Source organism: Roseibium sp. (genome assembly GCF_050301095.1).
Taxonomy (GTDB): Bacteria; Pseudomonadota; Alphaproteobacteria; order Rhizobiales; family Stappiaceae; genus Roseibium.
The window spans coordinates 1-15,098 of the sequence record NZ_JBNKYW010000168.1 but is presented as its reverse complement, the minus strand read 5'-3'; the positions used below and the strand labels follow the sequence as shown (position 1 = coordinate 15,098).

Annotated in this window: 9 protein-coding genes; all 9 read right to left on the bottom strand. The window is 60.7% G+C overall.

Annotation, left to right across the window (positions count from 1 at the left end; translation table 11 throughout):
* Positions 1–312 precede the first annotated feature (312 nt).
* Complete coding sequence (locus tag ACQY7U_RS15525; protein ID WP_428646027.1) at positions 313–756, bottom strand: VOC family protein; 444 nt, start codon at positions 754–756, stop codon at positions 313–315.
* Between the two features lie 18 nt (positions 757–774).
* Entirely contained in the window at positions 775–2,418 is a 1,644-nt protein-coding gene (locus ACQY7U_RS15520; protein WP_428646025.1) for a flavin monoamine oxidase family protein, read from the bottom strand.
* A 42-nt stretch (positions 2,419–2,460) separates the two neighbouring features.
* A complete protein-coding gene (locus ACQY7U_RS15515; RefSeq protein WP_428646022.1) occupies positions 2,461–4,302 on the bottom strand; it encodes a thiamine pyrophosphate-binding protein in 1,842 nt (613 codons plus the stop codon).
* A gap of 284 nt (positions 4,303–4,586) precedes the next feature.
* The gene (locus ACQY7U_RS15510) at positions 4,587–5,798 is read right to left on the bottom strand and encodes an NAD(P)/FAD-dependent oxidoreductase (RefSeq protein ID WP_428646020.1); all 1,212 of its coding nucleotides are present in this window, start codon (positions 5,796–5,798) and stop codon (positions 4,587–4,589) included.
* A 104-nt stretch (positions 5,799–5,902) separates the two neighbouring features.
* Positions 5,903–9,238: an adenylate/guanylate cyclase domain-containing protein gene (locus ACQY7U_RS15505; RefSeq protein ID WP_428646017.1), complete on the bottom strand. Its 3,336-nt coding sequence runs from the start codon at positions 9,236–9,238 to the stop codon at positions 5,903–5,905.
* Between the two features lie 193 nt (positions 9,239–9,431).
* Positions 9,432–10,838, bottom strand: coding sequence for an exonuclease domain-containing protein (locus ACQY7U_RS15500; RefSeq protein WP_428646015.1), 1,407 nt, complete (start codon positions 10,836–10,838; stop codon positions 9,432–9,434).
* Between the two features lie 5 nt (positions 10,839–10,843).
* On the bottom strand, positions 10,844–11,365 hold the full coding sequence (locus ACQY7U_RS15495; protein WP_428646012.1) for a hypothetical protein: 522 nt from the start codon (positions 11,363–11,365) through the stop codon (positions 10,844–10,846).
* 68 nt (positions 11,366–11,433) lie between these two features.
* Positions 11,434–13,263 (bottom strand): DUF294 nucleotidyltransferase-like domain-containing protein, encoded by a 1,830-nt coding sequence (locus ACQY7U_RS15490; RefSeq protein WP_428646010.1) that lies wholly within the window; start codon positions 13,261–13,263, stop codon positions 11,434–11,436.
* Positions 13,264–13,340: 77 nt separating this feature from the next.
* Positions 13,341–15,098 (bottom strand): sodium:solute symporter family protein (locus tag ACQY7U_RS15485; RefSeq protein WP_428646008.1); only part of this gene is annotated, 1,758 nt, incomplete at its 5' end.

Sequence of the window (15,098 nt, the reverse complement as noted above, 5' to 3'; positions counted from 1 at the left end):
TGAAGGGTGAGGACGTCAAACAATCGATCCAGTGGATCGATTGTAGACCGAACGGTTCAAGTCCTGCTCACAAAACCAAATAAAACACCCGGCCTCGTGCCGGGTTTTTTGTTCGGCAAACTGGTTACAGAGTTGAAACTGGTAGGCACCCGCATGACCGGCCCAAGCCCCACGCTGCAGGGCAAAAACAACAAAAGACGAAACCCGAAATCAAATAACAACCCCGTCAGCAACGCTCTCGGGGTTTTTGGGCAATTCACATCGCAGAAACAAGTCTGACGGATCCAGACAACGATCCGCCCGCCGATCGCGTCAGGAGGACAGCTGTTCGGTGAGTTGTACCACTACTCGCTCGGGGCCCCGGAAATACACCGTACGGGAATTGAATGAGTCGACTGTCACCACGTCCGAAAAGAACTTGAAACCGGCAGCTTCGAGCTCGGATTTCTTGGCGTCGATGTCATCGACCAGAAAGCCGATATGTCGGAACCCCTTCAGATAAAGCACGTCTACGCTGTTATTCGGCTCAGACGGAGGGGTCACGAACTTCAGAAGCGCGATACGGGTCTCGGTACCGGGGCTGGTGACGCCGACATAGGTGACATGGACACCCTTGATCTGGGCAAGTTCCTCGGCCCATGCGCCGGAGATGACCCGGGGCGGTCCCGCCTCGCAACCGAAATGGGTGACGAGAAAGTTGATGGCGGCCTGCTGGTCTTCGACGACCCAGGCGACATGGTTGAGAAAGGATGCCAAGGCACGACTCCTTTGCGCTCAGGTGGATTGCCAGGGTGAAGGCAACACGCCGAGATGATTCAGCAGCATGTCCTCCGCGGTTTTCAAGGCACCTTCGACCCAGCCCTGCTGGTGCGAATAACTTTCGCCGACGATATAGACCGGCAGACCGGGCATCGGCTGGACGATCTTCTTCGAGACCGCGTAACTTTGCGAACCGACATGCCAGAAATTGGCTCCGCCGCCGTAGGGATCGTCACCCCAGTCGTGATAGGCGGCGGCATAGGGGGGAGGAATCGCCGGATCGCCCGCCTTGCCGTGCATTTCAAGGATCTGCCGGTGAACCTCTTCGACCATGCGGGCTGGTGCAGGGAAATCGCGCCAGTCCGGCAGGCCGTTTCCGCCGCTGCCACCTGGATCGCCCTTGAACGGCACTTCGTGGCTGCGCAGCCCCGCCCAATAGTCAAGTGCCAGTCCGTCATCATAGAGCAGCACGACCGCCTTGCCTGTGATTTCGTCCTTTGCCCAGTAATAAAGCTGGCGGACCGGCAGGTCGGTGACCGTCTCGCCGGACGTGATCGGCTGCATGCCCGGAGGAACGGGCAGGTTTTCCCACCAGGCGGTTTCATAGCAAAGCGCCAGCTTGAAGAGCGGGATCGGAGTGACGCTCTCAATCAGGTCTCGAACCGCATTGTTGGCCGGGGCCATGACCTGGCCGCGCGCTTCAAGCAGTTCCAGCGACCGGCGGGGCATCGCCAGGACAAGCCGGCGGGCGCGGGTGACCTGTTTGTGAACCTCTTTGTTATCGCCCTGGGTGACTGTGACGAATTCAACGCCGGGGGTGCCGTCCGGCAGGGTCACGCAGTCGAAACCTTCCATACGCGTGCCCATGACAATCTTGCCGCCGAGCGCCGCAAAAGCTTCGGCGCAGCGCAACGGGACCTGCTGGTACCCCTCCTGCAGCCGCGAATAGGTGGTTGTCGTGCCGAAATCTTCGAGGTTCCAGGGAAAGCCGTCGGCGCCATTCCAGGTGAACAGGATGCTGTCGTAGCCGCTGGTATCCATGTTGAACTGGAAAGCTTCATGACTGACTACGCGCTCGCTCAGATAGCGGAATGGCAGATCCCAGATATAATTGCCCTCGAACTGGTAAGTGTGGGAAATCTTGTACCAGTCGGCATTGCCGAGATTTTCTGCGGACCAGTTTTCACCGGTCATCTCCTGCAACAGACGGATCGCTGCCAATGCCGTGAAGCCCATGCCAAGCGTCTGGGGATCGGACTCGTCCGGCTTGAGCTGGTAGGGGAGTTTGGCGGCGTCCGTGAGGTCAGAGTTTCGCAGCAGCTCGCCGCGGACATAGACGAAGTTCTGCGGGTCGCGGACCGGGAAGTCGACCGGCGTGAGATTGAACTTCTTCACAAGGTCGATGACATAGTTGTGCTGCGAGGTATAGCGCATGCCGCCCACCTCCACCCGGGTGTCGGGAATGCCCGGGGGCCTGAGCGACAGCAGCCGTCCGCCGATGCGGTTGCTCATCTCGAAGACCGTGACGCTGAGCGGCCCCTGGCCCAGGGGGGAATCTGCGGCGCGGGGTCCTTCGAGCAGGCGCATGCCGGAATAGACACCGCCTACACCACCGCCGATGATCGCGACGTCGAGGATTTCGCCGGTTTCGTCTGCCATCGTGGGTGCGTCCTTCTTCTGGGAAATGTGAGTGCGCAGGCGTCAGGAACAGACCGGAGCTTTCAGGTCCGGCCAGCCGTATTTCGGCATTGGCCTGGTGTCGATGTCGAGCACGAGGACCTGGGGCTTTCGGTCCTGCCGGGCGCGGGTGCGGGCAGTTTGCAGTTCCGCAGCCATCTGATCCGGACCTTGCGTGATCGCCACCGCATCTGCGCCGAGACCTTGCGAGAATTTCACCAGATCGGGGGCGCCCAGCTTGTAGAAGTCCGTCCAGTCGGAGGCGGGAGGAAACAGCTCGGCCATGCCCTGACTGACCATCGAAAGATCGTTGTCGGACAAGACCACCCAGATCGCTCCGACCTTGTTTTGTGCGGCGGTGGAAATTTCCGCCCCGTGCATCATGAAGGCACCGTCCCCGACAATCGCGATGCAGTCGGCGTCAGGCGCGCCGATCTTTCCGCCGACCACCGCACCGACGCCGAAGCCCATCGGACCCATGCCGAGCGCAATGTGGAACTGGTTCGGCGGGTCGATCACCAGATTGTTGAGCGACCAGCCCACGCAGTTTCCGGCGTCGATAAAGACATGAGCGCCGTCGAGCTGTTGATTGATCACCCGCATCGCAGCGGCCGGATGAAGCGGCACCGCATTGCCTGCGCGGGCATCCGGATATTCGAACGGGCTGGTCTGCTTGATCTGCAAGATCAGCGCGCGGCGGGTATTGATGGCGTCGGCCTGTTCGGGCGATGGCTGGAAATCGCCGGCGATGTTGAGCAGCGCGTCGAGCGAGGAAGCGACTTCGCCAACAATGCCGTTTGTGACGGGGAAGGCACGGCCGATCACCGACTGGTCGGCATCTATCTGCGCGAACGGTCCTGACGGCACCAGAACCGGGTCGTAATGCTTCGTGGCGGCAGGCGACGTGGCCAGTTCTCCGAGGCTGGAGCCGACCACCAACAGTGCGTCGAAATGATCCGCCGTGCCGGTCTTGCCCATATACATCTGTGGCCATGCGCAGGCGGTCATCCCGTAATTGCGCAGCGACATCGGCTGCGTTTCGCCAAAGATGCCCTTGCCGTCGGGTGTGGTCATCACCGGGATCGCGAGATTGTGGACGAATTCGGTGAACCGCCGCAACCGGTCACCGTCACGCAATGCATGCCGGGCGCCGTTCCCCAGAAAGATCAACGGTTTCCTGGCGTTGGCAAGATCGACGAAGGCACGGTCTATACGGGAGAGATCGGTGGCGGAGGGGGAGGCGCGATAGGAGGCCGGGCTGGCGGGGAAGGTAATCGAGCTGCCAGAAGGTGCGACGCAGGTGCCGGCGACGTCGTTGGGGATGGAGATATGTGCGGCCTGCGCGGGGATCGAGCGCGCATCCCGCAAAGCCTGCTCGATCAGGACCTTGAAGGCCACGGGACTGGGAATGAGAGTGCTGTACTTCACCGAATTGCGGTAGATCGCGTTTACATCAAGCCGGGCATCGACGCCTTCCTGCAAGTAAGCCTCGCCGAAGAATTTTTCGGGTACCTCGCCGGTGATCGTGAGCACCGAGGAGTTTCCGGCCTGGGCGTTCATCGAACCGGTAACGGCATTGATCGCCGACGGTCCCGCAGTGGTGAGGACGACGCCGAGTTTGCCGGTTACGCGATAATAACCATCGGCCATATATGCAGCGCCGGTTTCGTGACGGCAGACTATGAAATCGAAGTTCTGGGTCTGACGGCGAAGCTGGTCGATAATGAAGATCACTGCACCGCCGGGGATGCCGAAGATCTTGTCCACTCCCTCGAGCTTGAGATACTCCAGCAGGAGCTGGGCGACGGTCTGGTTCGGTAAGGTCGTCGTACTGGCTGAAAACGTACTGCTTGTCTCGGTCGTCATGGTGATGCCCCCCGGACCTGATGCGCAACGGTAACTATTTCAACTTGTTCAAACTCGTCTTCGGCGCTCGTTGTCTAAAACGTAAGCGCGCTGATTTGTAAAAAAGAGACGTCCTGAAGACTTCCGCCGCCACAACCATTAGCGGAGGAATTATGGTCTCTCAAACTGGGGTAATAATCAAGGGACCGAAACCGGGAAGCGGTCAGGTGTCGGACCTGCGGGTGCCTTCCGTTCGGAGCGGGCTTGTTCGGAAAACTCGTCAAAACGTAAGTAAAAACAAGATCTTATTCCGCTTCGGCAAGCGCCATGATCCGCCCCATGTTTTCGGGAGCAAAAAACTCGGCCACCGGAACCGTCTGCGCGAAAACCCCGAAGTAGGCGTCGGTATCGGTCTGGCTTTTCGCCAGTCCCATGAACAACTGAATGATCTCGGCGGGAGGCTCGGGATCGAGCCGGGCCATTTCCGAGGTGAAGGCATAGATCGGTCCGAGGGTCTCATTGCGTTTTTCGCCGAAGGCGGCCAAAGCCTCGTCCGGATTTCCCTCGGCAAAACCGCGGATGATGGCGTCGGACAACATTTCGGCCTGCAGGAAGGAATTGGAAATGCCCTGGGCCGAAATCGGATCCATGTTCATCCCGGCGTCGCCGGTGAGCGCCCAACCGGGGCCACTGGCCTGGCGAATGAAGGAGCGGGTGCCGCCCGTGCGAATCTCGCTCTCCTGACGGCCGGCCTTCAGGCGGGCAGCAAGGTCAGGCGAGATTGCTTCCATCTCTGCCCAAAAGGCGCTTACGGTATCGGCCCTGAGCGCATCGACGTCAGCGAGCCGGCAGCAAAGGCCGGCGACGACCTGATCGTGGTTCGTCTTCCAAATGAAGCCCATCCGGCCGGGACGGGAGTAGAATTCGACCTCCTCAAAGGCTACACCCGAGAAGTAAGCGAAATAGGTTTGCTGTTGCTTGTCCTGAGCGCTGGCTTCCGTCGCGCTTGCCAGTTTGGCGATGGTGGAATTGATCCCGTCTGCGCCGATGGTGACGCGGGCAGGAATATCTTCGCTTCCTCCCGTTTCCGTCCTGATCCGGACACCGGTGACTCGGCCGTTTTCTGTCAGCAGGTCGGAGACATGGGCCTCATCGCGGAGTTCGGCGCCGACCGCGAGCGCCTCTTCCAGCAACAGTCCGTCGAGCACGTCACGTCGAGGGGCTACTGCGCCATCGACGATGCAATCACGTAATTCGACGTTGCTGCGAAGCTGAAACATGCCGAGGTCGAGCAGGAACCGGCGCTGTAGCGGACAGCCGGTGGCGAGAAGCCTATCAAGCAGCCCCCAGCGTTGCAGGCAAGCAGCACCGGCATGCCAGATGAGGTGCGTGGAATTGATCTTGTCGCTGGGAAGATTGCTGCGATCGACAATCAGGACTTTGAGGTTGGCTTGTGCCAGCAGCAATGCCAGCGAAGAACCGGCGCAGCGGCCGCCTACTATTACAACGTCATACATCGAAGGCGCCTCCCGCATTTGCAGCCGGAATATATGAAGTCACAGCCAGTTGGAAAAACAGCGTCTATCTCTAGGCAGCAGTCTATGGGGCTTTGGCGATCAAGTCACTGAGCAAAAGAGGTCAGGATTGCTTCCATGTCCTTCTGGCCGGTGAGATGGGCAACGACCTGGGAATTTCGCGCGGCGGAGGCAACGAGATCCCGGGCGGTGTCAATGCGGCCCTTGCGGGCTGTCAACCGGGCCTTTGCGAGTTGAGCCTGGACCTGCCAATACCTAGCTCCCTGGGATTCGGCCGTGGTTATGGCGCGGTCGTATGCGTCAAGCGCGCCGGGAAAGTCGTCGAAGCCGGGAGCAGAAAGGATGTCTCCAAGGATGCGTAACGCCAAAGGCAGGTGCCAGCGCTCACCCAGGGAATCGGCGTTGGAGAGAGAGGTCTCGATAAGCTCAAGCGCCGTCCTGTCCTGCCCGAGACGACTTCTGCCTTCGGCAAGAAGCGCTGAAAAATAGGGGACTGTGATGCCTGCGCCGGTTGACCGAAACCGGGCGATTGCCTCTTCCAGGTCATCGACGTCCTCAGGTGTTGCTTCAACCGCTATTCGGGCCGAGGCAAGGATCATTCGGCCAAGGGACTCCGCGTATTCGAAGCCCAGCTCACGGGCGGAGCGGATCGCGTCGGGTGCGATTTCCAGGATGCGGCGGTGATTGCCCCGGAGCAGATGATAATTGGCGCCCCAAAGTGTACCCCATATTCGAGAATGTGTGTGCGCCACGCTGGCACATCGTGCTTCGGCTGCTGAGGTCAATGCCTCGGCTTCTTTGAGCCGGCCCATGATCCAGAGTGCCTGGGCAGCATGAATCTGGGCCACCAGCAACAGGTCGACGGAATAGGCGTCTTTCAGTGCGTCGTGGCGGGCTGGATCGTAGACTGCATACGTCTCGGCAGCGAGCCGGGCAGCTTCGGCGACCTCGCCCTGATAGAAGGCATTTTGCAACTGCGCCATTCGAGCCACCACCAGCGTATCGGGATCCCCGCTGTCGGTTGCGATCCGGGTGATGCGTTCGATTTCCTCACCGCATTTTCCAATCTCGCCGCGGACCTGCCGGAAGACCCAGATGCCCCAGATGATCCAGAGCTTCTCGGCGATGTCGGTGGCCGCGTCGGAAAGCGAAAGCGCTTCCGTGTAGCAACGCTCGACCTCGTCGGCTCCCCAGCTTCGCAACACCATGTAGCTGGTTCCAAGAAAGGCCTGAAGGCGGAAGCGGAGCTGGTTGATTTCGGGTGTTGCGGGCAGGGGATCTATCAGGGTGATGCCGCGGGTCAGGTAGTTGACCGCTTCCTTTGCGGCCGAGACCTGCAGACGATTGCGTGCGGCCTCGAGCAGCAGTGTCGCGGCCTTGCAGGGCTGGTCTGCGCGTTCGCGGTAGTAGGCACGCTTTTCCGGTTCGGCGCCATCTTCGTCCAGTACGTCGGCGATCCGGCCATGAAACCGGGTGAGTTCGGACTTGAGCAACGAGCCACGGGCGATATCGCTGACAAGGCCGTGACTGAACGTAAAGACTTCTCCGGCCTCGTCGGCGGTTTCATGGATCACTCCTGCCTTGATCAGTTCGGCAAGGGCGTTTTCGAGCTCGGCTGCACCCACTCCCGAGGCCTTCTGCAGGAGCGAGCGATCGAAGATCCGGCCAAAGCAAGCTGCGTGCTGAGCCACGTGCTTGGCGTTGGGGATGCGGTCGAGCCTCGCCATCAGGGTGTCGTGGAGCGACGAAGGCACCGAGATCTCCCGGTCGGCCTCGCCCGGCCGTTCGCCGGTTTCGCCGCGCTCGATCACGTCGGAGTGAAGCACCGTCTTGGTGAGTTCTTCGACGAAGAGGGGGATGCCGTCGGCTTTCTCGGCAATCTGGCTAATCAGTCTTTCGGGCAGGGCGTCCTTGCCGGCGAGCTGTTGAACGATTTCAGCCACCTTGATGCGGTCGAGCGGCTCAAGTGCAAGGCTGGTGGTGCCAAGTGTGCCGGCCCGAGGCAGGTTGGCACCGGGGCGGGACGTCATCAGAACCAGAATCCGTTGGCGCTCCATGGCCGCAAAGAACCGCTGAAGTGCGTCGAACGACGTCGGGTCGATCCACTGAACGTCCTCGACGATTATGAAAAGCGGAGCTCCGGCCGAAAGGCTGATGATCAGATCGGAGATCACCTTGATCGTCTGGTTGAGGAGTTGCTGTGGCGCGCTTTCCACCGGAGCGGTGTGGTCCAGTCCGAGCCGCATGAAGCGGGCAACGAGCTGAGCCGCAATTGTGCCGTCACCGTCGGTAGAGCCGAAGAGTTCAGAAAATCTGGCGAAGGTGACGGCGGGGCTGTCCTGCGGCGAGATCGCTGCAAGCTGGCGAACGAGCTGCAAGAAGGGATGAAGCGGGTCTTCCAGATGATGCGGCGAGCACTGGAGTTCGAGACTGGTGCCATTTTCCGCGGCCACCACTTTCTTCAGGGAACTGGCGAAAAGCGATTTGCCGATGCCGGCCTCGCCGGTCAGGCTAACAACCTGGCCGCGTCCCTTGCAGGCAAGGTCCCAGCGGTCTTCCAGCACGGAGAACTCGCCCTCTCGCCCGATCATGCGGATGTCCGTGCCACCGTGCTGGACGGCGAAGCGGCTTTCGAACTGGCGCTTTCCGACGACGCGATAGGCAGTGACACCTTCGGAGAAACCTTTGATCTCGAGATTTTCGATCGGTTCTACCTCGAAGAGGTTGCCGAGCAATTCGCGTGTGTTCTCGGAGATGACCACACGGCCAGGCCAGGCTACCGTCTGCAGCCGGGCGGCCAGATTGGGGGTTTCGCCAATGACATCACGTTCGCGCGCCTCTTGCGAGCCTACCAGATCACCGACGACAACGAGACCGGTCGCGATGCCGACGCGGCCCATAAGCGTCGCATTGCCGGGGCTGGGCGTTTCGGCCAGGCGCTTGCACAGATTGAGGCCGGCAGAGACCGCCGCTTCGGCATCGTGCTCGCTGGCCACGGGGAAACCGAAATAGACGAGCACCCCGTCGCCCATGTATTTTGCGACATAGCCACCGAGGTGCTGCACCTCTTCTGTTACGATTTTCTGGAAAAGGCGGATGACGTCGCGCATGTCTTCCGGATCGAGTTCCGCGGAAAGCCGGGTGGACCCGACGAGATCGAGGAACATGACCGTGAGATGCCGCCGTTCGGCCTGGGATGCGGCTGCCGGAAGAGCGGCGGATGCCCCCGGCACGGGTTCTGTGGATGTTTCTTCGCCGCGAACTGCCTTCAGGATGCGCTTGCGGTCGCCCAACGAAACGCCAATCTCCCTAAGATCGGCGTCCTCGAGTTCGCCCAGAATGTCAGTGTCGATACCGTTTTCCCGGAAAGCATCCGCATATCGTTCCATCCCGATCGCGGTGAGCCAGTTTTCGATAGTCAACCTTCAATCCTCACGAGATCGCACGGGATGCTCGGTTTCGGTGCCCAATAGCCGCGCGGCATTCCCTTTTCGCCCAGACCTCTTCAAGCTGACGGCAGTAGAAAGCTCATTATCATGTTATGTCACCTCGTTCCGCTACGGCAATGGGAACTTGTCGGATTGAGCAAGGATGGTGGGTTGGGCCGAGGAAGTGTCAGTTCAGATCCTTGAGAAGCCTGCCGTGTTTTCGGGTCTGATGTATGACGTCCGAAAACGTGCGATAGCCGCGGGACGCCAGGATGGGCAGCATCCGGCACAGGGCTTCGGCGGTGGCTTGCGCGTCTCCCAGGGCCGTGTGCCTCAGGTCCTCCGGGATCGTCACGCCCAGCCGCGCGCACAGGGCGTCCAGGGTGTGCTTTTCGCTGTCGCCAAACACCACGGCGGACAAGAGCACCGTATCGAGCATCGGATGGTCCCAATCCAGGCCGAGCGTCTTGCCGTGCCGGTGCAGGAACGCCATGTCGAAAGGCGCGTTATGGGCAACGATAACGGCGCCGCGCACAAATTCATGAAATCGGGAAACGGCCGTAGCCGCGTCCGGTGCGCCGGCAACCATGTCGTCCGTTATACCGTGGACCCTGGTTGAAGCCGGCGGAATGGGGCGCCCGGGATTGACGAACATTTCAAGTCTTTCGCCTTCGACGATCTTTCCCTTGACCACCCGTACGGCACCGATCTGGACCAGTTCGTCCTTGTGCGGTGTCAGTCCCGTGGTTTCCGTATCGAAGACGACATAGGTCAGGTCCTCGATTACCCGCTGTTCGATCTCGTGCTCCCCCTCGTGTTCACTCAGATCGAAATCGTAGATCAGCGGGCGTGCGGCGTCCGGCGAGATCCGCGCTTGAGCGGCGTCAACCAGGATCATGTAACCGGACGCCTTGCTGAGCCTTTTCAGGCGAAGTTCGAAGGTCAGGTTCCCCCGGGCACAGCGCACCTTCACGAGGACCTCGGTACGTTTTTCCGAGAGTTCGCCATGGGCTGCCCGGAGCTCAACCTCGTTGAAGTAGTCGAATATGGAAGCACTGAGCCTTGGAACATGTACCTGCCCCAGAACGTCGGCGGCCTGCCCGTCGTACAGCATGATCTGATGTGTCGGGCTCACCAGAACGATCGCCACGGGAATCTCGGTCAGAAGAATGGACAGATGTGCCCGTTCCGCCATCAGGCTGGCCGTTTTCATGGCCACGATGTCTTCGGCCTCGGTCGAGGCTTTCGACAGCAGCCCCGTTACCGCTTCAACTGCCGGAGCCAGATCGCCAAGATACCGAGCGTCATGGGGCGCCAGATTGACATTCGCCCCCGTGTGGGCGTGAACCCGCATGGCTGCGGCAATGCGTTCGATGGGTTTTGCGACGTTCTCGTCGAACAGCAACCAGATCACCACCGTAATCGCGAGAATCCCGAACCCCGACAAGATCCCTGCGATCAGGAAACCTGTGCCTGCCCCTGCATCGGCGGTTCTGAGATATCCGAAAAAGAGCGCGGCGCCCACGATTGCGCCGCAGGCGGCGGCAACGCCCCCAAACAGCAGAAAGACACGCAGACGGAGACTGAGCGACATCAGCATTATCGCGCACCGCATATCGTGCCGACAAGCGGATCCCCGTCAGCGACCTTCACCCATTCGACGCCCTTGATCTGGCCGTCCGACTCGAAGGATACGCCTTCGGCGAGCACCGCGCGCCTGAGACCCGGGCAATCCGCCAGCACGGACACGTCGCTCGCAGGCGACCAGCGCCCGAAGAAATAGACGTCCACAAGCTTGAGACCGGGCTGCCCCGGATGCTGACGCGCGGACGCCATGTCGACCGCGGCAAAACGCTCGACAATCGGCCACAGATAGGTCCAGGGCCGGTAGATCGCCCGTCCTTCAACGGTTTGTGCGACGACCAGGGTCTCGGGCAGGGCTCCGCTGGTCCGCGCATACCAGTCGTATTCGTTGAAGATTGTGGTTGCGATCATGACCGCCCCGGCGGCAACAGGCGCGAACCAGCGAGGCAAGCGCCCGCCGGCAATCCTGTTCACAAGCATCACCAGACCGGCTGCGGCCACCCCTGCGACAAGAGTTGCGATCAGCTCCCAAAACATGTGCTGCCTTCCTTGCCGGGCTCAAAAATGGGGATCTCCCTGCCCTGCGTTGTCGTGCTTTTGTTCATTCAACCCAATATGCTCCGCCCGTGACCGATCGCCGACTGCATTGTCTTGACCACGACGAAGGCGTCCCTGAGATGACTTCTTTCAAAATCCGACAACGACGACGGTTGCAGGAAATTATCCGGCCGCATTCCCCGCTTGACCAGGTCAACCTGATGCAGCAACCGCGATTCGGCGATCAGATCGTAGGCATCCAGAAGGTCGCTCGCCCCTGACTGGCTGAGCTGTCCGTTCTTGCGCGCTTCCACCAATCTTGCGCGCGTGTTGACCGCCTCAATCCGACCCCGCAAGGCATGAATTCGCGCGAGATCGACAATCGGAACCACGCCCTGGAGCTTCATGTCCAGGGTGTTCTTGTGTTCGCCCGAGCGGATTGTCGCCAGACCGCGCAACAGGTTCAGGGGAGGCGAGTGTTTGAGAGAGTTGCTGATCATATGCGCAACGAAAATCGAATTTGCGCTTGCCGCCCTTAGCGTGGCTTCCTGCAGATCTTCGAATAGAGCCTTGTGTCCACCGATCGGACGCAGGTCGAACATCACCGAACTCAACATCTGCGCTTCGGGGTCGGGTTTGTCGATCCAGCCCTGGAAATAGGACCGCCAGACACGGGCCGGTTGGCACCAGCGAGGGTTTGTCGCCATCATGTCCCCGGGGCAGAAGACATAACCGCAGGTGTTCAGCCCGTCGGACACAAACTTTGCAAGCGCTGCGAAATAACCCTCCCGGTCGGCCTCGCTCACCGTGTCGTCCAGGAACAGGCAATTGTCCTGATCGCTCACACCGGTCTGCTCCTGACGCCCCTGAGACCCGCAGGCCAGCCACAGGTAGGGGACTGGTGGCGGACCGAGCTCCTTTTCCGCGAGCGCCAGCAGGCGACGCGTTGATGCATCGGCAATATCGGTGATCAAACGCGTGACCACGTCATGCCGGCTGCCTCCGGCCACGAGCTGAACCAGCAATTTGGGTATCCCGGCGGTCACCCTCGCCATGTCTTCAGCTGAGCCCGCCTGGGCAATCTCGCTCACCAGGCTTGCAGAGCTGACGGCCTGGAAGCGGGTCAGATCGGACTGGGTGATCATGCCGACCGGTCTCCCGTTCTCCACGATCGGCAGATGTCCGATACGGCGCTCCATCATCAGATGCAGGATGTCCGAACCGAGGGCAGTGGGCGCAAGCGTTACAGGCTGTTCGCTCATTATCTGCGCAACGGGGGTTTCGGCCGAAAGTCCTTCGGCCAGGACCTTGCCTGCAAGATCCCGCGTCGTGACAATCCCCACCAGAACATCGGTGGGGTCCGTGACGCACAGAGACGACACCCGCCGTTGCCGCATCATGCGGGCGGCCTCCTGTACCGTCGTTTCAGGCCGGCATGATATCGGGTTGCGCGCCATGAGCGTTTCCGCAAGGCTCGTAGCAAGGTCGTTCAGGCGAGCCTGTGGTCTGTTGGCCCGGTCGAAAAAGCGGGCAACGCTCTGAAACTCCGCGATCAGGCCGCTGACAAGCCCCCGCGGCAGCACCAGCAGAACGGTCCCCTTGTCTGCCCGCGCGGTTGTTGCTGCAAGCCCGTCCCGCAAGAGCCCGCGTTCGCCAAAGGAGTTGCGTGGTCCGAGATGGCTGACGACCACGCCGTGGCGGTCCGAGATCTCGACCGACCCTTCAAAAATCAGAAACAGGCCGGGAAGGTCGTCGCCATATTCGTAGACAACGGTGTCGTCCCGGCAATCCAGTACGGCCAGTTTGGCGACGAGCTCAGCCTGCCGGTCGGGTGGCAACGTGTCATATGGATGAACGGTCGAAAGCAACCGGAGGATTTGCTCGGAACTCGGGGACATACTTCTGGCCTTGCTAAAACGAATTGATCCTGCCCGGACAAGCCGGGCAGGACAAGTTCATCAGCACGCTTCAGGCGTCAGTGATCCTGAGCAACGCCTGCGCCGCGCGGAATACGGACGCTTGCGACAAGTTCCTTGATCGACTGGGGCGTTTCCTTGGTCATTCCGGCAACTACATAGGCCACCGCGAAGTTGACCGCGGCTCCGATCGCGCCGAAGGACGTCGACTTGATAGGGCCAAGCAGCGGGTCCGCATCCGTGAAGCTGTTTGTTCCCGGAATGAAGAGCCAGCCCTTATGCAGGAAGATGTACACCAGCGTCACGATCAGTCCCGCCAGCATGCCCGCCACGGCACCCGTGTTGTTGATGCGGGTCGAGAAGATCCCCATCATCAATGCCGGGAAGATCGAGGCCGCGGCCAGACCGAAGGCGAGGGCCACTGTCTGGGCCGCAAATCCGGGCGGGTTCAGGCCCAGGTAGGTCGCAACACCGATGGCGACAGCCATTGCAATCCGTGCGGACAGCAGTTCCCCACGTTCGGAGATGCCCGGGTTGATCGCACCCTTGATCAGGTCATGACTGACCGCGGAGGAGATGGCGAGCAGCAGACCCGCGGCGGTCGACAGTGCGGCAGCCAGCCCCCCGGCCGCCACCAGGCCGATAACCCAGCCCGGCAGGTTGGCGATTTCCGGGTTGGCCAGCACCAGGATGTCCCGGTTGAAATTGGTCAACTCGTTGCCTTTCCAGCCTTTTTCCTCGGCAGTTGCCTGCAGGGTCGGGTTGGCGTCGTTGTAGTACTGGATCTTGCCGTCGCCGTTCTTGTCTTCCCAACCCAGAAGGCCCGTTTTCTGCCAGGTATCCATCCAGTCGTAGCGTGCATCGTTCTCGATCTGCTCCACGCTGACGGCGCCGCCGTCGATACCACCGTTCGGCCACATCATCTGCGTGATGTTCAGGCGTGCCATCGCACCGACAGACGGAGCCGTCAGGTAGAGGAGCGCAATGAAGACAAGCGCCCAACCCGCCGACCAGCGCGCATCGGAGACCTTCGGCACGGTGAAGAAGCGCATGATCACATGCGGCAGGCCGGCCGTTCCGATCATCAGGGACAAGGTGAACAGCACCATGTCGAGTGTGTTCGAATGGTGAGCGGTGTAGGAGCTGAAGCCGAGTTCCGTCACAAGCTGGTCCAGCTTGGCCAGAAGCGGCGCGCCCGTCCCGGTCTCGTTTCCGAACAGGCCAAGAGCCGGAACAGGATTTCCGGTCAGCTGCAGGGAGATGAAGACCGCCGGAATCGTGTAGGCGAAGATCAGGACCACATACTGGGCGACCTGGGTATAGGTCACCCCCTTCATGCCGCCGAACACCGCATAGGCGAAGACGATACAGGCACCGATCAGCAGGCCGGTGGTGTTATCCACTTCCAGAAAGCGGCCGAAGGCCACCCCGACGCCCGTCATCTGACCGATAACGTAGGTGGTTGAAGCCACGATCAGGCAGATAACGGCCACAATCCGCGCCGTCTGGCTGTAGAACCGATCGCCGATGAACTCGGAAACGGTAAACTTGCCGAACTTGCGCAGGTAAGGAGCAAGAAGCAGCGCCAGCAGCACGTAACCGCCGGTCCAGCCCATGAGGAATACCGAACCGCCGTAACCCATAAAGGCGATAAGGCCGGCCATCGAGATGAACGATGCCGCGGACATCCAGTCGGCCGCGGTGGCCATACCGTTTGCGACCGGGTGGACGCCTGTGCCTGCAACATAGAAATCACTCGTCGTCGAGGCGCGCGACCAGATGGCGATGCCGATGTAGATCGCAAACGTGAAGCCAAC

Excerpts from the sequence above, each read along its gene's own strand:
- ACQY7U_RS15495 (WP_428646012.1), bottom strand. The coding sequence starts at position 11,365 with ATGTTTTGGGAGCTGATCGCAACTCTTGTCGCAGGGGTGGCCGCAGCC.
- ACQY7U_RS15515 (WP_428646022.1), bottom strand. The coding sequence starts at position 4,302 with ATGACGACCGAGACAAGCAGTACGTTTTCAGCCAGTACGACGACCTTA.
- ACQY7U_RS15510 (WP_428646020.1), bottom strand. The coding sequence starts at position 5,798 with ATGTATGACGTTGTAATAGTAGGCGGCCGCTGCGCCGGTTCTTCGCTG.
- ACQY7U_RS15490 (WP_428646010.1), bottom strand. The coding sequence starts at position 13,263 with ATGTCCCCGAGTTCCGAGCAAATCCTCCGGTTGCTTTCGACCGTTCAT.
- ACQY7U_RS15520 (WP_428646025.1), bottom strand. The coding sequence starts at position 2,418 with ATGGCAGACGAAACCGGCGAAATCCTCGACGTCGCGATCATCGGCGGT.
- ACQY7U_RS15500 (WP_428646015.1), bottom strand. The coding sequence starts at position 10,838 with ATGTCGCTCAGTCTCCGTCTGCGTGTCTTTCTGCTGTTTGGGGGCGTT.